Source organism: Streptomyces sp. NBC_01255 (assembly GCF_036226445.1).
Lineage (GTDB): Bacteria > Actinomycetota > Actinomycetes > Streptomycetales > Streptomycetaceae > Streptomyces.
The window spans coordinates 7281839-7308286 of the sequence record NZ_CP108474.1; the positions used below are offsets into that span (position 1 = coordinate 7281839).

Sequence of the window (26448 nt, forward strand, 5' to 3'; positions counted from 1 at the left end):
TTCACCCGTGGTGGGGGCACATATTCAACTACCCGACCATGGGCCGGCAGACCTGGTGCGAAAGACGATCACATGGCATCGTCCTGTCAGCCGCGTCACGCGCACACCCCAGCACGTGCGCGGGACACACGCCGACCCCGCGTACAGCCAGGGAGCAGCCCCATGACATCAGCGCAGACCGAGCCGCTCTGGCAGCCGGACGACGAACGCATCGCCTCCGCCGCCGTCACCCGCTTCCAGGCCTGGGCGGCCGAGCACCACGGCGCTCCGGCCGAGGGCGGCTACCCGGCGCTCCACCGCTGGTCGGTCGAGGAGCTCGAAGCCTTCTGGCAGGCCGTCGTCGAGTGGTTCGACCTCCGCTTCTCCACCCCGTACGAGCGGGTCCTCGGCGACCGCTCGATGCCGGGCGCCGAGTGGTTCCCCGGCGCCACCCTCAACTACGCCGAGCACGCCCTGCGCGCCGCCGACGAGCGACCCCATGACACGGCACTGCTCCATGTGGACGAGACACATGAGCCCGCGCCGACCACCTGGGCCGAGCTCCGCCGCCAGGTCGGCTCCCTCGCCGCCGAACTGCGCGCGATCGGCGTACAGCCCGGCGACCGCGTCAGCGGCTACCTGCCGAACGTCCCGCAGTCCGTCGTGGCCCTCCTCGCCACCGCCGCCGTCGGCGCTGTGTGGACCTCCTGCGCCCCGGACTTCGGCGCCCGCAGCGTCCTCGACCGCTTCCAGCAGGTCGAGCCGGTCGTCCTCTTCACCGTCGACGGCTACCGCTACGGCGGCAAGGAGCACGACCGCCGCGAGACCGTCGCCGAACTCCGCGCCGAGCTGCCCACCCTCCGCGCCGTCGTCCACATCCCGCTCCTCGGCACCCCCGCCCCGGAAGGGACGCTCGACTGGGCCGACCTCGTCGCCGCCGACGTCGAGCCGGTCTACGAGCAGGTCCCGTTCGGGCACCCGCTGTGGGTCCTGTACTCCTCCGGCACCACCGGCCTGCCGAAGGCGATCGTCCAGTCCCAGGGCGGCATCCTCGTCGAGCACGTCAAGCAGCTGGGCCTCCACTGCGACCTCGGCCCCGAGGACGTGTTCTTCTGGTACACCTCCACCGGCTGGATGATGTGGAACTTCCTCGTCTCCGGCCTGCTCACCGGCACGACCGTCGTCCTGTACGACGGCAGCCCCGGCTACCCCGACACCGGCGCCCAGTGGCGCGTCGCCGAACGCACCCGCGCCACCCTGTACGGCACCTCCGCCGCGTACGTCATGGCCTGCGCCAAGGCGGACGTGCACCCCGGCCGGGACTTCGACCTCTCGGCCGTGAAGTGCGTGGCCACCACCGGCTCCCCGCTGCCCCCCGACGGCTTCCGCTGGCTCCACGACGAGGTCCGCGAGGACCTGTGGATCGCCTCCGTCAGCGGTGGCACGGACGTGTGCTCCTGCTTCGCCGGCGCCGTCCCCACGCTCCCCGTCCACATCGGCGAACTCCAGGCGGCCGGCCTCGGCACCGACCTCCAGTCCTGGGACCCCTCGGGCAAGCCGGTGATCGGCGAGGTCGGCGAGCTCGTCGTCACCAACCCCATGCCGTCCATGCCGATCCACTTCTGGAACGACCCCGACGGCAGCCGCTACCGCGACAGCTACTTCGAGATGTTCCCGGGCGTCTGGCGCCACGGCGACTGGATCACGATCACCGACCACGGCTCGGTCGTCATCCACGGCCGCTCCGACTCCACCCTGAACCGTCAGGGCGTGCGGATGGGGAGCGCCGATATCTATGAGGCCGTCGAACGCCTCCCGGAGATCCGTGAATCCCTGGTGATCGGCCTGGAGGAGCCGGACGGCGGCTACTGGATGCCGCTCTTCGTCCACCTCGTGGACGGCGCCACGCTCGACGACGAGCTGATCGGCCGCATCAAGCGGACGATCCGCACGGAGCTCTCCCCGCGCCACGTCCCCGACGACATCATCGAGGTGCCGGGCGTCCCGCACACCCTCACCGGCAAGCGCATCGAAGTCCCCGTCAAGCGCCTCCTCCAGGGCACGCCCCTGGCCAAGGCCGTCAACGCCGGCTCGGTCGACAACCTCGGTCTCCTCCACTTCTACGAGACCCTGGCGGCCACCCGCAGGTCCTGACGCGCACACGAAGAGGCTGGTCCCCGTGGGCAGGGGGACCGGCCTCTTCGCGTGCGCCGACGGGGCTCAGGCGCCGCCGCGCGGCAGCTCGCCGGTCCGGGCGACGGCGCCCTTGGCGAGGACGGCGGACACGCCGAGCACCGTGCCCTTCTTCCCCGCGTCCGTGGTCTCGGTGAGGACCGTGCGCTCGCCGAGGAACGCCGAGGTCGCCCGGTCGAAGATCCACTGGGTCTGCTCGCCGTCGGCGGTACGGGCGACGGCGACGCCCTCACGCCCGGCGGCGTCCTTCGCGGACGGCAGGACGCTGACCCCCGGGATCCGCGCCGCGGCCTCGTACAGCGCGGACGTCACCTTCGGAGGAGCCCAGGTCTCGGCGAGCAGGGTGCCGATCGCGCGGAAGGCCCGCTGATCGGCGTCGCCCCCGTCCCCGCGGGTCTCCTCCCGGACCAGCCGCAGCAGAGCCTCGGGGTCGGTCGGCAGGGTGGCCACGTACGTGTGCGTCGGGTTGGTGACGGACGGCCCATCCGCCTCCAGGGTGGACGGCCGCGGCGTCAACCCCCGGTGGTCCAGCTCGTACACGGGCAGGCGCAGGGCGATTACGGAGTCGGCCGCGCCGGCCTCGCGCAGGAGCCCGGGGCGGCCGCCGTCGGCGGAGAGCCACACCTCACGCTGACGGGCGGGAGGCAGCGTGGCGACGCCCCCGGCGGCGCTGCGCCCCGCGTAGGCGACCAGGCTCCTGACATAGACGAAGTCCCGGGGCCGGACGTCCGGCCCCGGAGCGGCGGCGGCGGCGAGCGCGGCGCGGGACAGCACCAGCCCGGCGTCGGGCGCCGTCGACGGCCCGGCCGTCACCCGGCCCGAGGGCCCGGCCGGAGTCTCCGGGGGAGCGAGGACGACGACACCGGCCACCAGCGCGCAGGCCACCGCGGGCGCGGCGATCCAGGTGAAGCGGGGGACGGCGCGGGGGGTACGCGGGCGGCGCGGGGCGGGCCCGGAGGCCAGGGCGTCGCGCAGGACGGCGTACCGGAGGGCGTGCTCCCGCTCGGGTTCGAGGTCGGGCACGGGCGGCGGCGGGAGAAGCTCCGTCAGCTCGCCGCGCAGGAGCTCGTCCGAGGGGGAGTGCGTCGAGTGCGTCTTTCGGGAGGCGTTCATGCCTGGTTCTCCGGGGTCGATCGGGGCACGAGGGCGGGGCGGACGGCGGGCTGGACAGCGGACCGGACGACGTGCGGGACAGGCGGCTGCCGGACAACGGGCTGCTGGACGTCGGGCCGCCCGAGGGAACGTCCCGCGCATCCGGAACGTCCGGCCGTCGGCCCGGCGGACCGCTCTCGCCGCCGCAGCGCGCGCAGTTCGGCGTCCGCGAGCTTGCGAAGCCGCTCACGGGCCCGGGACAGCCGGGACCGCACGGTCCCGACCGGTATGCCCAGCGCCTCTCCGGCAGCGGCGTAGTCGAGGCCGGCCCACACCACCAGCGTGAAGACCTCCTGTTCACGGCGCCGGAGCTTGCCGAGCGCGGCACGGGCCGCCCGTACCTGCTCGCCGTCCGTCATCCGGGCGAGGACGTCGTCGGCGAAGTCGGGCAGCACACCCCGCTCGGGGAGCCTGGCGAGCGCCGCGTCCCGGCGCCGCGCCTCCCGCGCGGCGCCACGCATGATGTTGGTCGCGATGCCCAGCAGCCACGGCCGCAGGGTGCCGCCGTCGGCGTGCACCTTCCCGCGGCAGCGCCAGGCCTCCAGGAACGTGGCGGAGACGACGTCCTCGGCCGCCGCCCGGTCGCCGCACACCCGGAACGCGTAGTGGTACAGGACCCGCGCGTGCTCGTCGTACGCCTCGCCCAGCGCCGCCGGGTCTCCGGCGCGGAAACGATCTCTCATAGGTGATTCCACATAACGCACTGGGCGCTGGTTCGCCGGCGTTCCCGTGACCTGGGACACACCGCCGGCCCGACCTGGCCTGCGATGTGTCCCAGGTCACGGGAACGCCCCGCCCGCCGCGAGCAGTGCTGGACATGAACGATCCCACGACACCCCGCTCCACGACCCGACGCACGACCCGGCGCTCGGTCCTGCGCACCCTGGCCCTGGCCGGAGTCCTCGCCGGCACGTCCCTCTCCGCGCTGAACCCGACAGCGGTCGCCGCGGACGGAACCCCCGAGACGTACACGCTGACCATCCGGCACCTGGACCGCGCGGGAGCCGCCACAGGCCGCTACCAGACGAGCGTCACCGGCATCTCCGGCCCCGGAGCCGACGCCTCGGCAACCCCCTACGACGAGTCCGGAACGGTCACCGTCCGACTGCCCAAGGGCCGCTACCTGCTCGACTCCACCCTGCTCGGCGCCGACCCGGCCGAGGGAACCGACTGGATCGTCCAGCCCCGTCTGGACCTCGACCACGACACGGCGGTCACCGTCGACGCCCGCACCACGGCCCCGGTGAACGTCCGCCCGCAGGACGACGGCGCCCGCTACCTCCACAGCATGGCGTTCGTGGAGGCCACCCACGAGGGGACGACCCGCTCGGCGCACATCATGATGGCGGGCGACCGCCTGCGGGTGGCCCACCTCGGCCCCGCCGCCGAATCGGGCTCGGTGAAGGAGTGGATCGACACCTACTGGTCCGGCGAGCGCGCCGACTACGCACTCGGCTACACCTTCACGTCCGACCGCGCCCTGACCGGCCTCGTCCGGAACCCGGCGCCCGGTGAGCTGGCCACCGTGAAGGTCCGCGCGGCCGCCCCCGGCGGAGCCACCGGGTCCGGGTTCGTCGACATCCAGCCCAGCGCCGGCCCCACCGTCGGACTCATGACGCCCCTCGCACCCCTGGCCACCGCGACCTTCCTCGTGACCCCGGAGCGGGGCCTGTGGGACGTCGGTTACGCCGCCCCCGAGACCCCGCCCAACCGCTACTTCGCGAACGACTTCGCGGTACGCGCGGGCGCCACCACCACGCACACCTTCGACAACGCGGTCTACGGCCCCGCCCTCGACCCGGCCCCCGACGCCCGCCCCGCGGGCCTCCGCACCGGCGACACCCTCGCCCTCGACATCCCGCTCCTCGCCGACGGGGAGGGCCACGTGCCAACAGCGCCGCGCTTCCACGGCGCCACCACCACGCTCCACCGCGACGGCGTCCTGATCGGGACCCGGAACGGCACCCCGGGCCGCGCGGAGTTCACCACCACGCCCGGCCGCGCCGCGTACAAGCTCACGGCCACGGCGACCCACGGCAGCGGCCCGACGGCGGGCGGACGCGTCACGGCGTCCTGGACCTTCACCTCGGCCGCCGCCTCCCGCCCCGCGGAACTCCCGCTCAGCACGGTCCGCTTCGCCCCTGCCCTCGACCTCGACGGCACCGCCCCGGCGGGCGCCCTGACGCGGGTCCCGGTGACCGTCCAGGGCGCGGTGGCCACGATCGGCGTCCGCTCCCTCACCGTGTCGGTGTCCACGGACGGCGGCACCACGTGGACCCGGGTCCCGGTCCTCGACGGCCGGGCGGGGTTCCGCACCCCCGGCCCCGGCGGGACGGTCTCGCTCCGCGCGGAACTGACCGACACCGCGGGCAACACCCTCACCGAGACCCTGCGGAACGCCTACCGCACCCGATGAACTGACATCCAAGCGCAGGAAGAAGCTCCGGGAGGAGGACGAAATCTCCCCCGGAGCACCAGCACCCCCCCGCCCCTGCCCTCTCAACCCCCGTACGTGGCCTGCGAGTCCCCGAGCACCCCGGCGAAGTCCGCCGCGAGGCGCACCGCGTCCGCAGGCGCGAGCGTCGCCGTCGTGATCCGGACGGCCGGCGGCGCGGCGATCCGGAAGCGCGCGCCCGCGGCGACCCACCAGCCCTGCGTCCGCAGCCCGTTGACGACAGCGGACTCGTCCCGCACGGGCACCCACACGTTCAGCCCGCTCGCCCCCACCGCGCGGATCCCGTACGTGCCGAGTGCCCCGATCAGCGCGGCACGCCGCTCCGCGTACGCGGCCTCGCCGGCCGCCACGAGGTCCCGCACCGCGGCATCGGCGAGCAGCCCGGTCGCCGTCTCCTGGAGGACGTGACTGACCCAGCCCGAGGTCATCAGCATCCGCCCGTCGTGACGCGCCAGCGTCACCGCGTCGCACGCGACCCCGGCCCACCGCAGGTCGATGCCGAGGTGCTTGGACACGGTCCGCACCTGCGCCCACCGGTCGAGCCCCGCAGCCGCGAGCGTGTACGCCGCGGCTCCGCCCACCTCGGCGTTGTGATCGTCCTCGACGACGAGGACCTCGGGGAACTCCCGCAGTACGGCAACCAGTTCGTCCCTCCGCGACCGGGTGAAGAAGGCGCCGGTGGGGCACTGTCCGCGCGGACTGCACACCACTGCGCGCACCCCGCTCCGCAGTGCCGTCCGCAGCGATTCCGCGACGAGTCCCTCGCCGTCCACCGCGACAGGCACCATCCGCAACCCCAGCGCGGGGACGAGGTCGAGCAGGTGGTGGAAGCCGGGATCCTCGACGGCCACGGCGTCGCCGGGCCGCAGCTCCGTCGAGAGGAGCCGCGCGATGCAGTCCAGCGCGCCGTGCGCGAACGTCACGTGCTCCGCGGGCACCCCGTCCCGTTCGAACCACTCCCTCGACAGCGCTTCGAGCGCCGGGAGACGCGGGGCCGCGCGATGGGAGCCGTACACCGGGGCGACGGCCGAAGGTGGCCGCAGTACGGGCAGGAAGGCGGGGTCGGGATGCCCGCCGGCGAGATCGACGAGCCCGGCCGGCACGCGCGGGGGCCGCCGGGAGGCGACCGACGGCACGTCCGCGACCACCGTGCCGCCCCGGCCGCGGGTGACGATCAGCCCCCTCTGCCGCAACTCCTTGTAGGCCGTCGCCACCGTCCCCGGGCTCACTCCGAGGTCGTCGGCGAGCCGCCGCACAGGCGGCAGGGCGTCGCCGGGCGCGAGCCGACCCTCCGCCACGCCCCTTTCCACGGACGCGGCAACCCCCTTGGCCGTAGCCCCTTCGATCACATATTGTGCTGCCACGTAACACAGTATGTATCAATACAAAGGAACAGGCAAGGGGGACCCATGAGCCGCACCACTCGTCCGACCCGCCCACCCCTCAAGGACCGCATCCCCGGTGGCCGCGACGGCCGCCGCATGCTCGTCATCGGCTTCATCGACAAGTGCGGCACAGGCCTCTGGTCCACCGCCATGGCCCTCTACTTCACCTACGTCACAGGGCTCGGCCTCGGTCAAGTGGGCCTCCTCATCGCCATCTCCGGCGCCGCCGGCATCGCGGGCGCCCCCCTCGGCGGTCGCCTCGCGGACCGCTTCCCCCTCGTCCGCGTGATCATCGGTGCCCAACTCCTGCGTGCGGCGGCCCTCCTGGCCCTCCTCACGACCGACGACTACGCACTCCTCGTCCTGCTCTCGGCCGTCGGCGCCCTCCCCGACCGCGCCACGAACGTCCTCACCAAGCTGTACGCGGCGCGCGTGGCAGGCGCCGACCGCGTCCGCTACCAGGCCATCAACCGCACGACCTCCAACCTCGGCTGGACCCTCGGCGGCCTCGGCGCGGCAGCGGCACTCGCCGTCGGCTCCACCACCGCCTTCCAGCTCCTCCTCATCGGCGACGCGCTTTCCTACCTGGTCATGGCCGCACTCACCCTCCGCTGCGCCGAGCCCCCGGCCCCAACGGCCTCCCGCGTAGTGGCGGCCTCGACGAACGCGACCCCGAGCGCCAAGCCCTCCAACCCCTGGCGCGACCGCGGCTTCCTCGCCTTCACCGCGGGCGACGGCGTCTTCTTCCTCCACGACTCGATCCTCCAGGTCGCCCTGCCCCTCTGGATCGTCCACGCGACCGAAGCCCCCGTGGGCCTCGCCCCGCTCCTCCTGGTCCTCAACAGCGCCCTCGTCGTGATCTTCCAGGTCCCGCTCTCCCGCTTCGGCGCCACCACCGAAGCCGCCCGCCGCCTCTACACCCCGCTGGCAGCCCTCTTCGCGACGGGCACCCTTGCCGTCGCCGCCTCAGCCGTGACCGGCCGCACCCTCTCCATCGCAGCCCTGATCACCGCGGCCGTGGTCCTCACGTTCGCCGAGATGATCCACACCATCGCCTCCTGGGAGATCTCCGTAGCCCTCGCCCCGGACGACGCCCAGGGCGCCTACCTCGGCGTCCACGGCCTCGCCCAGTCCACCCAGCGCTTCGCGGGCCCCCTCCTCATGACAGGACTCGTCTCCACGGGCCCCCTCGGCTGGCCCGTCCTCGGCGCGGCCCTGGTCGCCACCTGCACGGCCCAGAACCGCCTCGTCCGCCGACGCCTGACCGAACCGTCACTGTCAGTGCCGAAGGTTACGGTGAGTGAGCACTGATCGGACTGTCACCAGGGGGAGACATGACCAGGACCGGCACCACGACCACCCACCTCCGCCGCGCCCTCCGCCGCGAGGTTCCGAGCACCGTCGGACTCCTCGCGGACGCGCAGGACTTCGCGGCCATGCGCCGCTACAGCACCTTCGCCTTCGACGACCACACGACCTACCTCGAGCAGATCGAGGCGCTCCTCAAATCCCTCGCCACCCAGGGCGGACACACGACGGTCACCCTCTTCGACCCCGAGGAGTACGAGGCCTACTGCGCGGAGACGGCCCTCGACCCGGACCACCCCACGAGCCGCAGCCGCTTCACCGCGCACCTCGCCACCACAGGAGCCCGCGTCACCTACACAGGACAGCCGCTGAGCGCCCTCCTGCCGGAACTCGTCGACACCGCCGTCCGCCACGCCACCTGGGAGTACGCGACCACGGTCCTCGCCACCGCGGGCGACTGCGCGACCTGCGGCAAGGACATCGGAAGGGCAGCCTTCGAGCAGGCCTCCCGCCTGCTCGTACGCCTCCTCGAAGCAGCGGGCGCGGGCGCCCACCATCTCGTCTGCAGCGTCCCCGCGGCCGACGACCAACTCCTCGCAGTCCTCCACGCCCACGGCGTGGGCGACCTCGAAGGCACCGAGGCAGCGGAATTCACGGCAGTCCTCGCGGCGGGCATCACCCTCGCGGCACCAGGCGGCCTCGTCCTGCGGACGACCACCCCCGGCACCGCCGACCGCCTCCACGGCTGGCGCCTCACCGGCGGCACACTCATCCCTCTCACCGAGGCCGAGGTCTTCGCCGCCTACTGCACCGACGCCCGCACGGGAGAGCCCCTCTCCCCGGAGCCGGGCGTCGACTACCGCGCAGGCTTCCCCCTCGCCCCCGCCCCCGACGACGAGTGGCCCGCCCACCACTGACCCCACACGCGGAAGGGGCTCCCCGCCACCAAAGTGACGGGAAGCCCCTTCCTCACCTACGTCGGCGACAGCCAGGGATCACTCCCCGGACAGCACCGCCTGCGCGGCGAGGCGCGCCTCGTGCGCGGTGTCCGCGGCACGCGCCGCGGCAGCGGCCCGCTCGCACTGCGCCAGCGTGTACTTGGCAAGCGTCGCCCGCACGTACGGAATCGACGCGGCGCCCATCGACAGGGAGGTGACCCCCAGACCCGTCAGGACACAGGCGAGCAGCGGGTCCGAAGCCGCCTCACCACAGACACCACAGCTCTTGCCCTCGGCCTTGGCCGCCTCGGCGGACAGCGCGACCAGGTCGAGCAGCGCGGGCTGCCACGGGTCCTGGAGCCGCGACACGGCACCGACCTGACGGTCGGCGGCGAAGGTGTACTGCGCGAGGTCGTTGGTGCCGAGCGACAGGAACTCGACCTCCTGGAGAATCGAGCGCGCCCGCAGCGCGGCCGAGGGAATCTCGACCATCGCACCGAACTTCGCCCGCAGCCCCGCCTCGCGGCACGCGTCGGCGAAGGCCTTCGCGTCCGTACGGTCGGCCACCATCGGCGCCATGACCTCGAGGTACACGGGCAGCCCCTCGGCGGCCTTCGCCAGCGCGGTCAGCTGCGTCCGCAGCACCTCCGGGTGGTCGAGCAGCGACCGCAGCCCGCGCACACCGAGCGCGGGGTTCGGCTCGTCGACCGGCGTCAGGAAGTCCAGCGGCTTGTCCGCACCGGCGTCGAGCACCCGCACGACCACACGGCCCTCGGGGAACGCCTCGAGCACCTTGCGGTAGGCCTCGATCTGCTTCTCCTCGGACGGAGCCTGCTTGCTGTCGTCCAGGAAGAGGAACTCCGTACGGAACAGACCGACGCCCTCGGCGCCCGCCTCCACAGCGGCCGGCACGTCCGCCGGACCGCCGACGTTGGCGAGCAGCGGCACCTTGTGCCCGTCCGAGGTCGCACCAGGACCGCTCGACGAGGACAGCGCGGCCTTCCGCGCGGCGGCGGCCTGCGTCAGCTCTGTCTTCTTCTCCTCGCTGGGGTCGACGAAGAGCTCACCGGTCGAACCGTCGACGGCGATGAGCGTGCCCTCGGCGAGCTCACCCGCGCCGGGCAGCGCGACGATGGCCGGCACACCGAGCGCCCGCGCGAGAATCGCGCTGTGGCTGGTAGGCCCGCCCTCCTCCGTGACGAAACCGAGGACGAGCGTCGGGTCGAGCAGAGCCGTGTCGGCGGGCGCAAGGTCCCGCGCGATCAGCACGTACGGCTCGTCGCTGTCCGGCACACCGGGCATCGGGACGCCGAGCAGCCGGGCGACGATCCGGTTCCGCACGTCGTCGAGGTCGGCGACGCGCCCGGCCATGTACTCACCGGCACCCGCGAGCAGCTCCCGGTAGTGCGAGAACGCGTCGTAGATACCGCGCTCCGCGGTACTGCCGACCGCGATCCGGCGGTCGACGTCGGCGATGAGCTCCGGGTCCTGGGCGATCATCGCCTGGGCCTCGAGCACCGCCTGGGCCTCGCCGCCGGCCAGATTGCCTCGCGCGTTGAGGTCCGCGGCCACAGCTTCCACCGCCTGACGGGCGCGCCCCTGTTCGCGCTCCGCCTCATCGGCCGGAATCTGCTTGGCCGGCGGTTCGAGAACCGCCGTGCCCATGTGCCGGACCTCGCCGATAGCCACACCGTGGCTGACGCCGACGCCTCGCAGCGTTGTCTCCATCTCACCCGTCTCCGATTGAGCGACGGCCCCGGCCGCCGCGTTGAATGTCGAACTCGCGGTCGTCACGACGACGAACCGACTCAGCTCCAGTTGAAGAGCAGGTCGTCGGCCTTCACGTCGCCGTCCTCGACGACGTCGGAGAGCGAGTCCGCGGTGGCCTCCAGGGCCACGATGGGACAGATGGGGGACTTGCCGGCGGCCTCGACCTCGGCGGGGTTCCAGCGCACGACGGCCTGTCCGCGCGTCACGGTGTCACCCTTGTTGACGAGCAGCTCGAAGCCCTGCCCGTTGAGCTGAACGGTGTCGATGCCGAGGTGGGTGAGCACGCCGTGCCCCTCACTGTCGACGACGACGAAGGCGTGCGGGTGCATGGAGACGACGACCCCGTCGAGAGGGGACACCGCCTCCGAGGGCTCACGCACGGGATCGATGGCGGTACCAGGACCGACCATCGCACCGGAGAAGACCGGGTCGGGAACTGCGGCGAGACCGATGGCGCGTCCGGCAAGCGGCGACGTCACGGATGTCATGGGAAGCCTCCCAGGGGCGGAGATTGTGTGGCGCCGTCACTACCTGTCCTGGACGGCGTACTGTTCAGAAGCGTAAGTCATAAGAAGTCCCAGTTCCGCACGAGACGTACCAGTTCGCGGACCTAGGACTACCCCGAAACGATTTGCCTCTACTGGCGGTGGGATGTACTGTCGTACTCCTGCCTGACCCCAACGCGGCCTTGAGTCGCGGGTCGGCAGCACCTATCAAGCCAGATCCTAACCCCAGTGGTCTACACCTCTGCGTGCGTCAGCTCGCCGGGGGAGTGGTCAGGGGGACCGAGAAAGCCTGGTAATGTTTGACCCCGCCGGGAACGGAAAAGCGCAAGCGAATTCCGATCCCAGCAACCCGCTCCAGCGGGTGGCAAAAACGGGAAACCGGGTCTGCTAAGCTGGAAACACGAAATACCGAAGGGAAGCCCGGAGGAAAGCCCGAGAGGGTGAGTACAAAGGAAGCGTCCGTTCCTTGAGAACTCAACAGCGTGCCAAAAATCAACGCCAGATTAGTTGATACCCCGTCCATCTTCGGATGGTCGAGGTTCCTTTGAAAAAGTCCACCCCTAGCCGGGTGGCACACAGCGAGGACGCTGTGAACGATCGGTCTTATTCCGACTCGATCGTTCCGCTCAACGCGAGTGTATCGCCGGATTACCGGCAAACATTCACGGAGAGTTTGATCCTGGCTCAGGACGAACGCTGGCGGCGTGCTTAACACATGCAAGTCGAACGATGAAGCCCTTCGGGGTGGATTAGTGGCGAACGGGTGAGTAACACGTGGGCAATCTGCCCTTCACTCTGGGACAAGCCCTGGAAACGGGGTCTAATACCGGATAACACCGGCTTCCGCATGGGAGCTGGTTAAAAGCTCCGGCGGTGAAGGATGAGCCCGCGGCCTATCAGCTTGTTGGTGGGGTAATGGCCTACCAAGGCGACGACGGGTAGCCGGCCTGAGAGGGCGACCGGCCACACTGGGACTGAGACACGGCCCAGACTCCTACGGGAGGCAGCAGTGGGGAATATTGCACAATGGGCGAAAGCCTGATGCAGCGACGCCGCGTGAGGGATGACGGCCTTCGGGTTGTAAACCTCTTTCAGCAGGGAAGAAGCGAAAGTGACGGTACCTGCAGAAGAAGCGCCGGCTAACTACGTGCCAGCAGCCGCGGTAATACGTAGGGCGCAAGCGTTGTCCGGAATTATTGGGCGTAAAGAGCTCGTAGGCGGCTTGTCACGTCGGGTGTGAAAGCCCGGGGCTTAACCCCGGGTCTGCATCCGATACGGGCAGGCTAGAGTGTGGTAGGGGAGATCGGAATTCCTGGTGTAGCGGTGAAATGCGCAGATATCAGGAGGAACACCGGTGGCGAAGGCGGATCTCTGGGCCATTACTGACGCTGAGGAGCGAAAGCGTGGGGAGCGAACAGGATTAGATACCCTGGTAGTCCACGCCGTAAACGTTGGGAACTAGGTGTTGGCGACATTCCACGTCGTCGGTGCCGCAGCTAACGCATTAAGTTCCCCGCCTGGGGAGTACGGCCGCAAGGCTAAAACTCAAAGGAATTGACGGGGGCCCGCACAAGCAGCGGAGCATGTGGCTTAATTCGACGCAACGCGAAGAACCTTACCAAGGCTTGACATATACCGGAAAGCATTAGAGATAGTGCCCCCCTTGTGGTCGGTATACAGGTGGTGCATGGCTGTCGTCAGCTCGTGTCGTGAGATGTTGGGTTAAGTCCCGCAACGAGCGCAACCCTTGTCCTGTGTTGCCAGCATGCCCTTCGGGGTGATGGGGACTCACAGGAGACCGCCGGGGTCAACTCGGAGGAAGGTGGGGACGACGTCAAGTCATCATGCCCCTTATGTCTTGGGCTGCACACGTGCTACAATGGCCGGTACAAAGAGCTGCGATGCCGCGAGGCGGAGCGAATCTCAAAAAGCCGGTCTCAGTTCGGATTGGGGTCTGCAACTCGACCCCATGAAGTCGGAGTTGCTAGTAATCGCAGATCAGCATTGCTGCGGTGAATACGTTCCCGGGCCTTGTACACACCGCCCGTCACGTCACGAAAGTCGGTAACACCCGAAGCCGGTGGCCCAACCCCTTGTGGGAGGGAGCTGTCGAAGGTGGGACTGGCGATTGGGACGAAGTCGTAACAAGGTAGCCGTACCGGAAGGTGCGGCTGGATCACCTCCTTTCTAAGGAGCACAGTACCGATTGCAGACAAACGTTCTGCACGGTCAGCTCATGGGTGGAACGTTGATTAGTTGGCACGGTCTCAAGGATCTCCTCACAAGTACTGCTTCGGCGTGGAAAGTGACGGGGATGCGGAGGATCGTGCCTGGCACGTTGTTGGGTATCTGAGGGTACGGCCGTATGGTCGTTGCCTTCGTGATGCCGGCCCCAGTGAACTCATCGGCTTGTCCGGTGGGGTGATGGGTGGCTGGTCGTTGTTTGAGAACTACACAGTGGACGCGAGCATCTGTGGCCAAGTTTTTAAGGGCGCACGGTGGATGCCTTGGCACCAGGAACCGATGAAGGACGTGGGAGGCCACGATAGTCCCCGGGGAGCCGTCAACCAGGCTTTGATCCGGGGGTTTCCGAATGGGGAAACCCGGCAGTCGTCATGGGCTGTCACCCATGCCTGAACACATAGGGCATGTGGAGGGAACGAGGGGAAGTGAAACATCTCAGTACCCTCAGGAAGAGAAAACAACCGTGATTCCGGGAGTAGTGGCGAGCGAAACCGGATGAGGCCAAACCGTATGCGTGTGATACCCGGCAGGGGTTGCGCATGCGGGGTTGTGGGATCTCTCTTTCACAGTCTGCCGGCTGTGAGACGAGTCAGAAACCGTTGATGTAGGCGAAGGACATGCGAAAGGTCCGGCGTAGAGGGTAAGACCCCCGTAGCTGAAACATTAACGGCTCGTTTGAGAGACACCCAAGTAGCACGGGGCCCGAGAAATCCCGTGTGAATCTGGCGGGACCACCCGCTAAGCCTAAATATTCCCTGGTGACCGATAGCGGATAGTACCGTGAGGGAATGGTGAAAAGTACCGCGGGAGCGGAGTGAAATAGTACCTGAAACCGTGTGCCTACAAGCCGTGGGAGCGTCGGAAACAAGCTTGCTTGTTTCTCGTGACTGCGTGCCTTTTGAAGAATGAGCCTGCGAGTTTGCGGTGTGTTGCGAGGTTAACCCGTGTGGGGAAGCCGTAGCGAAAGCGAGTCCGAATAGGGCGATTTAGTAGCGCGCTCAAGACCCGAAGCGGAGTGATCTAGCCATGGGCAGGTTGAAGCGGAGGTAAGACTTCGTGGAGGACCGAACCCACCAGGGTTGAAAACCTGGGGGATGACCTGTGGTTAGGGGTGAAAGGCCAATCAAACTCCGTGATAGCTGGTTCTCCCCGAAATGCATTTAGGTGCAGCGTCGTGTGTTTCTTGCCGGAGGTAGAGCACTGGATAGGCGATGGGCCCTACCGGGTTACTGACCTTAGCCAAACTCCGAATGCCGGTAAGTGAGAGCACGGCAGTGAGACTGTGGGGGATAAGCTCCATGGTCGAGAGGGAAACAGCCCAGAGCATCGACTAAGGCCCCTAAGCGTACGCTAAGTGGGAAAGGATGTGGAGTCGCAGAGACAACCAGGAGGTTGGCTTAGAAGCAGCCACCCTTGAAAGAGTGCGTAATAGCTCACTGGTCAAGTGATTCCGCGCCGACAATGTAGCGGGGCTCAAGCGTACCGCCGAAGTCGTGTCATTGCAGCAATAGGGCCAACGCCCGCTGTGATGGGTAGGGGAGCGTCGTGTGCCGGGTGAAGCAGCAGCGGAAGCTAGTTGTGGACGGTTCACGAGTGAGAATGCAGGCATGAGTAGCGATACACACGTGAGAAACGTGTGCGCCGATTGACTAAGGGTTCCTGGGTCAAGCTGATCTGCCCAGGGTAAGTCGGGACCTAAGGCGAGGCCGACAGGCGTAGTCGATGGACAACCGGTTGATATTCCGGTACCCGCTTTGAAACGCCCAATATCGAGCCCATTAATGCTAAGGCCGTGAAGCCGTTCCGGACCCTTCGGGGAAAGGAAAGTGGTGGAGCCGTCGACCCAAGGTGGTAGTAGGTAAGCGATGGGGTGACGCAGGAAGGTAGTCCAGCCCGGGCGGTGGTAGTCCCGGGGTAAGGGTGTAGGGCGTGTGATAGGCAAATCCGTCACACATTAAGCCTGAGACCTGATGCCGAGCCGATTGTGGTGAAGTGGATGATCCTATGCTGTCGAGAAAAGCCTCTAGCGAGTTTCATGGCGGCCCGTACCCTAAACCGACTCAGGTAGTCAGGTAGAGAATACCGAGGCGTTCGGGTGAACTATGGTTAAGGAACTCGGCAAAATGCCCCCGTAACTTCGGGAGAAGGGGGCCATCACTGGTGATCGGATTTACTCCGTGAGCTGGGGGTGGCCGCAGAGACCAGCGAGAAGCGACTGTTTACTAAAAACACAGGTCCGTGCGAAGCCGTAAGGCGATGTATACGGACTGACGCCTGCCCGGTGCTGGAACGTTAAGGGGACCGGTTAGTCACATTTCGGTGTGGCGAAGCTGAGAACTTAAGCGCCAGTAAACGGCGGTGGTAACTATAACCATCCTAAGGTAGCGAAATTCCTTGTCGGGTAAGTTCCGACCTGCACGAATGGCGTAACGACTTCTCGACTGTCTCAACCATAGGCCCGGTGAAATTGCACTACGAGTAAAGATGCTCGTTTCGCGCAGCAGGACGAAAAGACCCCGGGACCTTTACTACAGTTTGATATTGGTGTTCGGTTCGGCTTGTGTAGGATAGGTGGGAGACTTTGAAGCCGTGACGCCAGTCATGGTGGAGTCGCCGTTGAAATACCACTCTGGTCGTGCTGGATGTCTAACCTCGGTCCGTGATCCGGATCAGGGACAGTGTCTGATGGGTAGTTTAACTGGGGCGGTTGCCTCCCAAAGGGTAACGGAGGCGCCCAAAGGTTCCCTCAGCCTGGTTGGCAATCAGGTGTTGAGTGTAAGTGCACAAGGGAGCTTGACTGTGAGACCGACGGGTCGAGCAGGGACGAAAGTCGGGACTAGTGATCCGGCGGTGGCTTGTGGAAGCGCCGTCGCTCAACGGATAAAAGGTACCCCGGGGATAACAGGCTGATCTTCCCCAAGAGTCCATATCGACGGGATGGTTTGGCACCTCGATGTCGGCTCGTCGCATCCTGGGGCTGGAGTCGGTCCCAAGGGTTGGGCTGTTCGCCCATTAAAGCGGTACGCGAGCTGGGTTTAGAACGTCGTGAGACAGTTCGGTCTCTATCCGCTGTGCGCGTAGGAATATTGAGAAGGGCTGTCCCTAGTACGAGAGGACCGGGACGGACGAACCTCTGGTGTGCCAGTTGTCCTGCCAAGGGCATGGCTGGTTGGCTACGTTCGGGAGGGATAACCGCTGAAAGCATCTAAGCGGGAAGCCTGCTTCAAGATGAGTATTCCCACCTCCTTGAGAGGGTAAGGCTCCCAGTAGACCACTGGGTTGATAGGCCGGATGTGGAAGCCCAGTAATGGGTGGAGCTGACCGGTACTAATAGGCCGAGGGCTTGTCCTCAGTTGCTCGCGTCCACTGTGTTAGTTCTGAAGTAACGAACACGCCCCCCTCTTTTGGGTGGTGCGGCGGTTCATATCTTCATAGAGTTTCGGTGGTCATAGCGTTAGGGAAACGCCCGGTTACATTCCGAACCCGGAAGCTAAGCCTTTCAGCGCCGATGGTACTGCAGGGGGGACCCTGTGGGAGAGTAGGACGCCGCCGAACAATTTTTAGCCTCAACCCCCGGACTCTGTCCGGGGGTTGAGGCATTTTTGCGTTCTGCCGGCAGTCGGGCCCCTGTGCGCGGCCGTGCCATAGCTGCGGGTAGGGTCAGGGGGCAACGTCGGCACCATCCCAGCAGGAGGCCCCCGGGTGGAGGTCCAGGAGACTCGCGTTCAGACCGACCGGGTCCTCACCATCCCCAACATTCTCAGCATGGCGCGTCTTCTCGGCGTGCCGCTGTTTCTGTGGCTCATTCTCCGCCCCGAGTTCGGTGGACCCAACAGCGACGGGTGGGCGCTGCTCGTCCTGATGCTCAGTGGCGTCAGCGACTATCTCGACGGCAAGCTCGCCCGGCGCTGGAACCAGATCAGCAACCTCGGCCGGCTGCTCGACCCGGCCGCCGACCGGCTGTACATCCTGTCCACGCTCGTGGGGCTCACCTGGCGCGAGATCCTGCCGTTGTGGCTGACCGCCGCCCTGCTGGCGCGTGAGGCGATGCTGCTGGTCATGGTGGGAATCCTCCGGCGGCACGGCTACCCGCCGCCGCAGGTGAACTTCCTCGGGAAAGCTGCGACATTCAACTTGATGTACGCGTTCCCGTTGCTGCTTCTCAGTGACGGAACGGGCTGGCTCTCGTCACTCGCTGAAGTTTTCGGGTGGGCCTTCGCAGGATGGGGTACAACTCTGTATTGGTGGGCAGGGATCCTCTACGTGGTCCAGGTCCGTCGACTCGTGAAGGCGGATACCGCGGCCGATTGAGCCCGTCCGTCCCGTGCCGAGCAACGTCGCCGGCAGGAACGAGGACGCCCGAGGGCCACCTAGCGGACAGGTGAAGTCGGCAGGACCGTCGTCTCTTCAAGGAGGACGCTTCCGACATGAAGGCCGTCGTGATGGCCGGTGGCGAAGGAACCCGACTTCGCCCCATGACCTCGAGCATGCCCAAGCCTCTTCTGCCGGTGGTAAACCGGCCGATCATGGAGCACGTCCTGCGACTGCTCAAGAGGCACGGTCTCAATGAGACCGTTGTCACCGTGCAGTTTCTCGCCTCCCTCGTCAGGAACTACTTCGGTGACGGCGAAGAGCTCGGGATGGAGCTCACGTACGCCAACGAGGAGAAACCACTCGGTACAGCGGGCAGCGTGAAGAATGCCGAAGAAGCGTTGAAGGACGACGCTTTTCTCGTCATCTCGGGGGACGCGCTCACAGATTTCGATCTGACCGATCTCATCGCCTTCCACAAGGAGAAGGGCGCCCTCGTCACCGTCTGCCTCACCAGGGTTCCGAATCCCTTGGAATTCGGGATCACCATCGTGGACGAAGAGGGAAAGGTCGAACGTTTCCTGGAGAAGCCCACCTGGGGACAGGTCTTCTCGGACACGGTGAACACGGGCATCTACGTGATGGAGCCCGAGGTCTTCGACTATGTCGCGGCCGACGTTTCGGTGGACTGGTCGGGTGACGTCTTCCCTCAGCTCATGAAGGAGGGCAAGCCGATCTACGGCTATGTCGCCGAGGGCTACTGGGAGGACGTCGGCACCCACGAGAGTTATGTGAAGGCCCAGGCGGACGTTCTCGAGGGCAAGGTCCAGGTCGACATCGACGGCTTCGAGATCTCCCCCGGCGTCTGGGTCGCCGAAGGCGCCGAGGTACATCCGGACGCCGTGCTGCGCGGGCCGCTCTACATCGGGGACTACGCCAAGGTCGAGGCCGGCGCCGAGATCCGTGAGCACACCGTCATCGGCTCGAACGTGGTGATCAAGAGCGGGGCCTTCCTGCACAAGGCCGTCGTGCACGACAACGTCTACATCGGCCCGCAGAGCAATCTGCGCGGCTGCGTGATCGGCAAGAACACCGACATCATGCGGGCCGCCCGCATCGAGGACGGCGCCGTGATCGGGGACGAGTGCCTGGTCGGCGAAGAATCGATCGTGCAGGGGAACGTACGGGTCTATCCGTTCAAGACGATCGAGGCCGGTGCCTTCGTCAACACCTCGGTCATCTGGGAGTCCCGGGGGCAGGCGCACCTCTTCGGGGCGCGTGGGGTGTCCGGCATCCTGAATGTGGAGATCACGCCGGAGCTGGCCGTGCGTCTCGCCGGTGCCTACGCCACGACACTCAAGAAGGGTGCGACCGTCACCACGGCTCGTGACCACTCCCGGGGTGCCCGGGCGCTGAAGCGGGCGGTGATCTCGGCGTTGCAGGCCAGCGCCATCGACGTACGGGACCTGGAGAACGTACCGCTGCCCGTGGCCAGGCAGCAGACCGCGCGGGGGAGCGCCGGCGGGATCATGGTCCGCACCTCGCCCGGTGTGCCGGACTCCGTGGACATCATGTTCTTCGACGAGCGCGGGGCGGACCTCTCACAGGCCGGGCAGCGGAAGCTCGACCGGGTGTTCGCGCGGCAGGAGTACCGGCGGGCCTTCCCCGGGGAGATCGGTGACCTCTCCTTCCCGGCGAGCGTCTTCGACTCGTACACCGGGTCGCTGTTGCGGAACGTCGATACGACCGGCATCGCGGAGGCGGGGCTGAAGGTCGTCGTGGACGCCTCCAACGGCAGTGCGGGGCTCGTCCTGCCGAGTCTCCTCGGCCGGCTCCAGGTGGATTCGCTGGTGATCAACCCGGGGCTCGACGAGTCCCGGCCCACCGAGTCGGCCGAGAGCCGGCGGGCCGGGCTCGTACGGCTGGGGGAGATCGTGGCGTCGGCGCGGGCGGCGTTCGGGGTGCGGTTCGACCCCGTGGGCGAACGGCTCTCGCTCGTCGACGAGCGGGGACGGATCATCGAGGACGACCGGGCGCTCCTGGTGATGCTCGACCTGGTGGCGGCCGAGCGGCGTTCGGGACGGGTCGCGCTGCCCGTGACGACCACGAGGATCGCCGAGCAGGTCGCCGCGTACCACGGCACGCAGGTGGAGTGGACGACGACCTCGCCCGACGACCTCACGCGAGTGGGCCGTGAGGAATCGACGATCTTCGGCGGTGACGGGCGCGGTGGGTTCATCGTGCCCGAGTTCAGCAGCGTCTTCGACGGGGCGGCCGCCTTCGTGCGGCTCATCGGTCTCGTGGCCCGGACGCAGCTCACGCTGAGCCAGATCGACGCGCGGATTCCGCGTGCCCACGTCCTGAAGAAGGACATCGCGACCCCGTGGGCCGTGAAGGGGCTGGTCATGCGTCGGGTTGTGGAGGCGGCCGGCAGCCGGTCCGTGGACACCACCGACGGAGTGCGGGTCGTCGAGGCCGACGGGCGCTGGGTGATGGTGCTGCCCGACCCCGCGGAGGCCGTCACTCATCTGTGGGCGGAGGGCCCCGACGACGCCTCCGCGCAGGCGCTGCTCGACGAGTGGACCGAGGTGGTCGACAGCGCAGGTCGCTGACGGAGCGGACCGTACGGCCGGGAGGCGCCCGCGGGGGTGCCTCCCCGCCCGTTGCGGGGGCCATTCGGTGGTAGGCCGTGCGACGTGCGACGATGTGCGGCATGTCGCAGCAGCCCCCCGTTCGGAGCACCGGATCACCGCCGCCGCGTCCGGACGCGTCGATGTCGCTGCTGAACAACGTGATCGACCACGCGCTCGACGACGGCTACGCGGAGGCCACGGCCCGGCGCGAGGCCGAGGGCGGTGGCCTGCCCCGCAGCCTGCGCGCCAAGCTCGGCGTCGCCGCGGGCCTCGTGCTCGCCGCGGCCGTGGTGACGGTGGGCGCGGCCGAAGCGCGGATCTCGGCGCCGGTGGTCGCCAAGGAACGGCAGGACCTGATCGACCGGATCGAGGGGGAGACCTCGGCCGCCGATCAGCTGGAGCGTGACGTCGAGCGGATCCGGGCCGAGGTCGGGGAGCGGCAGCGGCAGGCGCTGGAGCAGCACGGCGGGGACCAGGCCGAGCTCGTCGCCCTGCTTTCGGGCGCGACGCCGGTGCACGGACCCGGGGTGAAGCTGGTCGTCGACGACGCCAAGGGCACCGACACCGGGGGCGGGGGACCGCGGGAGAGCAGCGGCTTCTCCGACACGGGCCGGGTCCGCGACCGGGACATGCAGCGGGTGGTCAACGGGCTGTGGGAGTCCGGTGCCGAGGCCGTCTCGATCAACGGGCAGCGGCTGACATCGCTGTCCGCGATCAGGGCCGCCGGCGACGCCATACTGGTCGACAACAAGCCGCTGGTGCCGCCGTACACCGTCCTCGCGATCGGGGACGGACAGCGGCTGAGCACAGCGTTCCAGGACAGCGCCGACGGACAGTATCTGCACGCGCTGGTGGAGAACTTCGGGATCAGGAGCAGCATCTCGGCCGAGGGCGACGTACGCCTGCCGGCCGCGCCGAGCCTGACCGTACGTACAGCAGAGCCGAGGGGGGCCGGGGCGGCGACGCCGTCCGGTCGGGCCACGGCCGACACAGGGAAGGGCACATCGTGATCGCCGTACTGGGCCTGATCGTCGGAGTCGTGGTCGGACTGTTGGTCCGGCCCGAGGTGCCGGCGGTGGTCGAGCCCTATCTTCCGATCGCCGTGGTCGCCGCCCTGGACGCGGTCTTCGGCGGCCTGCGGGCCATGCTCGACGGGATCTTCGTCGACAAGGTCTTCGTGGTGTCCTTCCTCTCGAACGTGGTCGTGGCCGCGCTGATCGTCTTCCTCGGCGACAAGCTGGGCGTGGGCGCGCAGCTGTCGACCGGCGTGGTCGTCGTGCTCGGCATCCGGATCTTCTCCAACGCGGCCGCCATCCGGCGCCACGTGTTCCGGGCGTGAGGCCGATGAGCGAGGACCCTCAGATGCCTGAGAAGCCGATGCCCGAGAACCCGATGCCTGAGAACCCCGACAAGTCCCGGAGCCCCCAGGAGCCCCAGGAGCCGCAGAGTTCGCCTGGTTCGCAGAGCCCCGAGCCGGGCGAGAAGGCGGAGCTGCCCGAGGGGTCCCGGAGTCCGGACGCGGCTGAGGCCGTGGACGCGCCCGTCGCTCCTGGCGGGGCCGAGCCGAGTGGGCGGCGCAGGCTCGCCGCCGCCGTGTGGCCGCCGCGGGTCACCCGGGCCCAGCTCATCGTCGCCCTGCTGCTGTTCGTCCTCGGTCTCGGGCTTGCCATCCAGGTCTCCTCGACCAGCGAGAACAGCGCGCTGCGCGGGGCGCGGCAGGAGGACCTCGTGCGGATCCTCGACGAGCTCGACGACCGCACACAGCGCCTGGAGGACGAGAAGGCGCGGCTCGAGAAGCAGCGCACCGAGCTCGAGTCCAGCTCGGACCAGGCCGAGGAGGCCCGCAAGCAGACCCAGGAGAAGGAGCGGCAGCTCGGCATCCTGGCCGGCACGGTGGCGGCGGAGGGGCCGGGGATCACCCTGACCGTCGGCGATCCCACCGGAGCCGTCGAGTCCGACATGCTGCTCGACGCCATCCAGGAGCTGCGCGCGGCGGGTGCCGAGGCGATCCAGGTCAACGGTGTGCGCGTGGTGGCGGACAGTTATTTCACCGGTAGCGGTGACGACATGCGGATCGATGGAACGAAGGTGGCCGCTCCGTACGTCTTCAAGGTCATCGGCAAGCCGGAGGATCTCGAGCCCGCGCTCAACATCCCCGGCGGTGTCGTGCAGACCCTCGAGAAGGAGCAGGCCACAGCCACGGTGGAGCGGTCGGCGAAGATCGTCGTCGACGCCTTGCGACCCGCGAAGCGGCCTGACTACGCTCAGTCGTCCTCGCAGTGAGGCGGGGGACGAGGGGGTCCCGCGACAAGGGCATGACGTTGCGGGGGGTCGGCGCACCACAACGGTGGTGCGTGGTGGAAACTGTCCGGAGGATACGGACGTTGTGAAGGTGTCCGGGTCGGCAGGTGTGATGGATCTCGGTTCGTCCTGCCCCACGGGCGGGTCTGTTTCGGTCAAGGGGAATCGCCCGTGAAGTTGTTTGCGAAGTTGTTCGGCAAGAGCGCACGCGAGGACGGCGGCAACGCCAGGCACCGCGCGCCGCGCCATGCCCAGAGCGAGGAGCAGGGCGGCGAGCGCCCGCTCTTCCGCGATGAGGTCGACGGTCAGGGCGGTGACATTTCGGGCGCGCAGGGCGCGTCTTCTGTTGACCCCGCCGGGGCCGGACGCATAGGTTTCGGGGAACCATCAACCTCAAGTACGGGTGGAGGGTTTACCCCCGATCCGTACGCGACACAGACCTCCGCGGGGCTGCCGCGGCAGGAGGATGCGTCCATGCCGGTGTGTACGAGGTGCGGTCACCGCAACGCGGCCGACAGCCGCTTTTGCTCTCACTGCGGCACGCCGCTGCGGGGCGGGGTCGCCGCCGAGCGTGCGTCCGAGACGACGTCGACGATCTCCATCTCGGGGCTCGAGGCGTACGACGCGGAGGTCACCGGTCAGACCCAGCTTCCGTCGCTGTCTCCCGAGGCGCTCGCGGCCGTGGAGGCCCTGCCTCTGGGTGCCGCGCTCCTCGTGGTGCGCCGGGGGCCGAACTCCGGCAGCCGGTTCCTGCTCGACGGAGAGCTGACGACGGCCGGCCGTCACCCGCAGAGCGACATCTTCCTGGACGACTTCACCGTCTCCCGGCGTCATGTCGAGTTCCGGCGGGCACAGGACGGCAGTTTCACCGTCGCCGATGTCGGCAGCCTCAACGGCACGTACGTCAACCGTGAGCCGATCGAGTCGGTCGTGCTGTCCAACGGCGACGAGGTGCAGATCGGCAAGTACCGGCTGGTCTTCTATTCGAGCCAGCGGGGCGTGTGACGCCTCGGAGAAGCCTTCAGGGAAGGTCCATGCTGCGAACACCGACGGGCGGTGCCGGAAACGGCACCGCCACCGCGGGCGACCGGCTGGTGAGCATCGGCACGGTGCTGAACCAGCTGCGCGACGAATTTCCCGAAGTGACGATCTCCAAGATCCGGTTCCTGGAGGCCGAGGGGCTCGTGGAGCCCCGGCGGACGGCGTCCGGGTACCGGAAGTTCAGCCCGCAGGACGTGGAGCGGCTCGCTCAGATCCTGCGGATGCAGCGGGACCACTATCTTCCGCTGAAGGTCATCCGTGAGCATCTCGACGCTCTCGCCCGGGGTGAGCAGGTCAGCCTCCCGGCGCCCGGGCGCCGGGGAGAGCTGCTCGACGGACCCTGGGAACAGGACGGGGAACGGCCCACCGCCACGCGGATCGGCCGGGCCGAGCTGATCGCCGCCGCAGAGGTGACCGAGGCCGAGCTCGCCGAGTGGGAGTCGTTCGGTCTCATCGCCGAGGTGCGGGGCGGCGGCTACGACGCGGAGGCCGTCACCATCGCCGGACTTGTCGCGGATCTGGGGAGATTCGGTCTCGAACCCCGGCACCTGCGGGGCGTCAAGGCGGCCGCCGACCGCGAGGCCGGCCTCCTCGAACAGATGGTCGCGCCGCTGCGCCGGCACCGTAATCCGCAGACCAGAGCACATGCGGAGGCCACCGCGAAGGAGCTCGCCGAGCTCTCCGTGAGGCTGCACGCGGCCTTCGTGCAGACGGCTCTGGGCATCCGGCTCCAGTGATCTTGGACGGGCCCGACTATCCAAACCGGTCGGGCACGTCCTAGGGTTGCTGTGTGAACGAGCTCGACGTTGTGGGTGTCCGGGTGGAAATGCCCTCCAACCAGCCGATCGTGCTCCTGCGGGAAGTGGGAGGCGATCGGTACCTCCCCATCTGGATCGGACCGGGTGAGGCGACCGCGATCGCCTTCGCCCAGCAGGGGATGGCCCCTCCGCGGCCGCTGACGCATGACCTTTTCAAGGACGTGCTGGAGGCCGTGGGGCAGGAGCTCACCGAGGTCCGCATCACGGATCTGCGTGACGGGGTCTTCTACGCCGAGCTGGTCTTCGCCAGCGGCGTCGAGGTGAGCGCCCGGCCGTCCGACGCGATAGCACTGGCTCTGCGGACCGGAACGCCGATCTACGGCAGTGACGGTGTGCTGGACGACGCCGGTATCGCGATTCCGGATGAGCAGGAGGACGAGGTGGAGAAGTTCCGCGAGTTTCTCGACCAGATCTCACCGGAGGACTTCGGGACCAACAGTCAGTGAGACGTGCGGCCGGAGGCCGCTTGCCATGCCGTCGCGCGGGCCCGTCGTGAAGCCCGCCGCGCGCGCCGTTCGCGGGGTGCTGTCAGAGCATTCGAGTAGCCTTTCCCCGGGGAGAGACACGGCAAACCACTCTCAGGGTGATTATCACTCGGCGTGCCGAGTGTGGCGATCGTTGACGCACCCCGAGTGACTGCCTACCTTCGTGTGGGCAGGTCAAGGACGGAGGGTCGGCGTGATGAGCAGCGCGGACGGTACGGCAGGGAGCTCGCTCGGACGCGTGTCCGGGGAGTCCGGTCCGTATCCGCTTCACGGCAGTGTGGGCGACCTCGGGGCGGACGCGAGTACGGGCCCGGCGGGTGACGTGGTCGGCTACCGCGGCCCCACGGCCTGCGCGGCCGCCGGCATCACCTATCGGCAGCTGGACTACTGGGCGCGCACCGGACTCGTGGAGCCGAGCGTGCGGCCCGCGTACGGGTCGGGGACCCAGAGGCTCTACAGCTTCCGCGACGTCGTCGTCCTGAAGATCGTCAAGCGCTTCCTCGACACCGGGGTGGCCCTGCAGAACATCCGGGCGGCGGTGCAGCACCTGCGGGCCCGGGGCTTCCGCGATCTGGAGCGGATGACGCTCATGAGCGACGGTGCCACGGTCTACGAGTGCTCCTCGCCCGACGAGGTCGTCGACCTCCTCCAGGGCGGGCAGGGCGTCTTCGGGATCGCCGTCGGGGTCGTCTGGCGGGACGTGGAGGCCGCGCTGTCGCAGCTGCACGGGGAGCGGGTCGACACGGGCGAGACTCTCGTCGGGCACAACCCGGGTGACGAGCTCGCCCGGCGGCGGCGCGACAAGGCGGTCTGAGCGGGGGGCCTCCGCCTCTGCACAGGGGCGGCCTCCGGGCTCTGCCAGGGGCCTCTGCAGCGCTTTCGGTGGCGGTGGTCCCGGGTGGTTGCCGCCCCGTTGTCAGTGGCATGGG

Annotated in this window: 19 protein-coding genes and 3 rRNA genes; 16 read left to right on the forward strand and 6 right to left on the reverse strand. The window is 68.3% G+C overall.

The features are described 5' to 3' along the window. Positions 1-162: 162 nt before the first annotated feature. Positions 163-2133, forward strand: a complete 1971-nt coding sequence (locus OG357_RS33015) for an acetoacetate--CoA ligase (protein ID WP_329624593.1) — start codon at positions 163-165, stop codon at positions 2131-2133. Between the two features lie 66 nt (positions 2134-2199). On the opposite strand, the gene OG357_RS33020 is transcribed toward OG357_RS33015, so the two are convergent. Next, on the reverse strand, positions 2200-3285 hold the full coding sequence (locus OG357_RS33020) for a CU044_5270 family protein (RefSeq protein WP_329624594.1): 1086 nt from the start codon (positions 3283-3285) through the stop codon (positions 2200-2202). After that, positions 3282-4007, reverse strand: coding sequence for an RNA polymerase sigma factor (locus OG357_RS33025; RefSeq protein ID WP_329624595.1), 726 nt, complete (start codon positions 4005-4007; stop codon positions 3282-3284). Before OG357_RS33025 ends, OG357_RS33020 begins: the two co-directional genes overlap by 4 nt. Before the next feature lie 134 nt (positions 4008-4141). Here OG357_RS33025 and OG357_RS33030 point away from each other — a divergent pair, with 134 nt between their 5' ends. Continuing rightward, entirely contained in the window at positions 4142-5740 is a 1599-nt protein-coding gene (locus OG357_RS33030) for a serine protease (RefSeq protein WP_329624596.1), read from the forward strand. An 83-nt stretch (positions 5741-5823) separates the two neighbouring features. Here the strand turns inward: OG357_RS33030 and OG357_RS33035 are convergent, their stop codons facing one another. Then, the gene (locus tag OG357_RS33035) at positions 5824-7143 is read right to left on the reverse strand and encodes an aminotransferase class I/II-fold pyridoxal phosphate-dependent enzyme (protein WP_329624597.1); all 1320 of its coding nucleotides are present in this window, start codon (positions 7141-7143) and stop codon (positions 5824-5826) included. Between the two features lie 45 nt (positions 7144-7188). Between OG357_RS33035 and OG357_RS33040 the strand changes: the two genes are divergently transcribed. Further along, positions 7189-8475 carry an MFS transporter gene (locus tag OG357_RS33040; protein ID WP_329624598.1) on the forward strand — a complete coding sequence of 429 codons (1287 nt, stop codon included), beginning with the start codon at positions 7189-7191 and terminating at the stop codon, positions 8473-8475. 23 nt (positions 8476-8498) lie between these two features. Further along, positions 8499-9389 carry a hypothetical protein gene (locus OG357_RS33045; RefSeq protein ID WP_329624599.1) on the forward strand — a complete coding sequence of 297 codons (891 nt, stop codon included), beginning with the start codon at positions 8499-8501 and terminating at the stop codon, positions 9387-9389. A 78-nt stretch (positions 9390-9467) separates the two neighbouring features. Here OG357_RS33045 and ptsP read toward each other — a convergent pair whose 3' ends face one another. The 3 genes from ptsP to OG357_RS33060 form a co-directional block, all read right to left on the reverse strand. Further along, positions 9468-11138 carry a phosphoenolpyruvate--protein phosphotransferase gene (ptsP, locus tag OG357_RS33050; RefSeq protein ID WP_329624600.1) on the reverse strand — a complete coding sequence of 557 codons (1671 nt, stop codon included), beginning with the start codon at positions 11136-11138 and terminating at the stop codon, positions 9468-9470. 80 nt (positions 11139-11218) lie between these two features. Beyond that, on the reverse strand, positions 11219-11668 hold the full coding sequence (locus OG357_RS33055; RefSeq protein ID WP_317593702.1) for a PTS sugar transporter subunit IIA: 450 nt from the start codon (positions 11666-11668) through the stop codon (positions 11219-11221). 268 nt (positions 11669-11936) lie between these two features. Beyond that, a complete protein-coding gene (locus tag OG357_RS33060) occupies positions 11937-12209 on the reverse strand; it encodes a hypothetical protein (RefSeq protein WP_329624601.1) in 273 nt (90 codons plus the stop codon). Between the two features lie 138 nt (positions 12210-12347). Between OG357_RS33060 and OG357_RS33065 the strand changes: the two genes are divergently transcribed. The 12 genes from OG357_RS33065 to OG357_RS33120 all read left to right on the forward strand — a co-directional run bounded on the left by OG357_RS33065 (position 12348) and on the right by OG357_RS33120 (position 26333). Then, positions 12348-13873, forward strand: a 16S ribosomal RNA gene (locus OG357_RS33065). A gap of 288 nt (positions 13874-14161) precedes the next feature. Beyond that, positions 14162-17281 (forward strand): 23S ribosomal RNA (locus tag OG357_RS33070). 87 nt (positions 17282-17368) lie between these two features. Beyond that, positions 17369-17485, forward strand: a 5S ribosomal RNA gene (gene rrf / locus OG357_RS33075). The 16S, 23S and 5S rRNA genes sit together here, the layout of an rRNA operon. A gap of 147 nt (positions 17486-17632) precedes the next feature. Next, complete coding sequence (locus OG357_RS33080; RefSeq protein WP_024756906.1) at positions 17633-18241, forward strand: CDP-alcohol phosphatidyltransferase family protein; 609 nt, start codon at positions 17633-17635, stop codon at positions 18239-18241. Between the two features lie 116 nt (positions 18242-18357). Further along, a complete protein-coding gene (locus OG357_RS33085) occupies positions 18358-20853 on the forward strand; it encodes a mannose-1-phosphate guanyltransferase (RefSeq protein ID WP_329624602.1) in 2496 nt (831 codons plus the stop codon). A gap of 101 nt (positions 20854-20954) precedes the next feature. Next, positions 20955-21884 (forward strand): DUF881 domain-containing protein, encoded by a 930-nt coding sequence (locus OG357_RS33090; RefSeq protein ID WP_317593700.1) that lies wholly within the window; start codon positions 20955-20957, stop codon positions 21882-21884. Beyond that, complete coding sequence (locus OG357_RS33095; protein ID WP_015032176.1) at positions 21881-22213, forward strand: small basic family protein; 333 nt, start codon at positions 21881-21883, stop codon at positions 22211-22213. The genes OG357_RS33090 and OG357_RS33095 overlap by 4 nt, the downstream gene beginning before the upstream one ends. 5 nt (positions 22214-22218) lie before the next feature. After that, on the forward strand, positions 22219-23157 hold the full coding sequence (locus tag OG357_RS33100) for a DUF881 domain-containing protein (protein ID WP_443066765.1): 939 nt from the start codon (positions 22219-22221) through the stop codon (positions 23155-23157). A gap of 81 nt (positions 23158-23238) precedes the next feature. Continuing rightward, positions 23239-24180: an FHA domain-containing protein gene (locus OG357_RS33105; protein ID WP_329625770.1), complete on the forward strand. Its 942-nt coding sequence runs from the start codon at positions 23239-23241 to the stop codon at positions 24178-24180. 29 nt (positions 24181-24209) lie between these two features. After that, on the forward strand, positions 24210-24953 hold the full coding sequence (gene ftsR / locus OG357_RS33110) for a transcriptional regulator FtsR (RefSeq protein ID WP_317593698.1): 744 nt from the start codon (positions 24210-24212) through the stop codon (positions 24951-24953). A 53-nt stretch (positions 24954-25006) separates the two neighbouring features. Continuing rightward, the gene (locus tag OG357_RS33115) at positions 25007-25480 is read left to right on the forward strand and encodes a bifunctional nuclease family protein (RefSeq protein WP_015032172.1); all 474 of its coding nucleotides are present in this window, start codon (positions 25007-25009) and stop codon (positions 25478-25480) included. A 235-nt stretch (positions 25481-25715) separates the two neighbouring features. Further along, the gene (locus OG357_RS33120; RefSeq protein WP_329624603.1) at positions 25716-26333 is read left to right on the forward strand and encodes a MerR family transcriptional regulator; all 618 of its coding nucleotides are present in this window, start codon (positions 25716-25718) and stop codon (positions 26331-26333) included. The last annotated feature ends 115 nt before the right edge of the window (positions 26334-26448 follow it).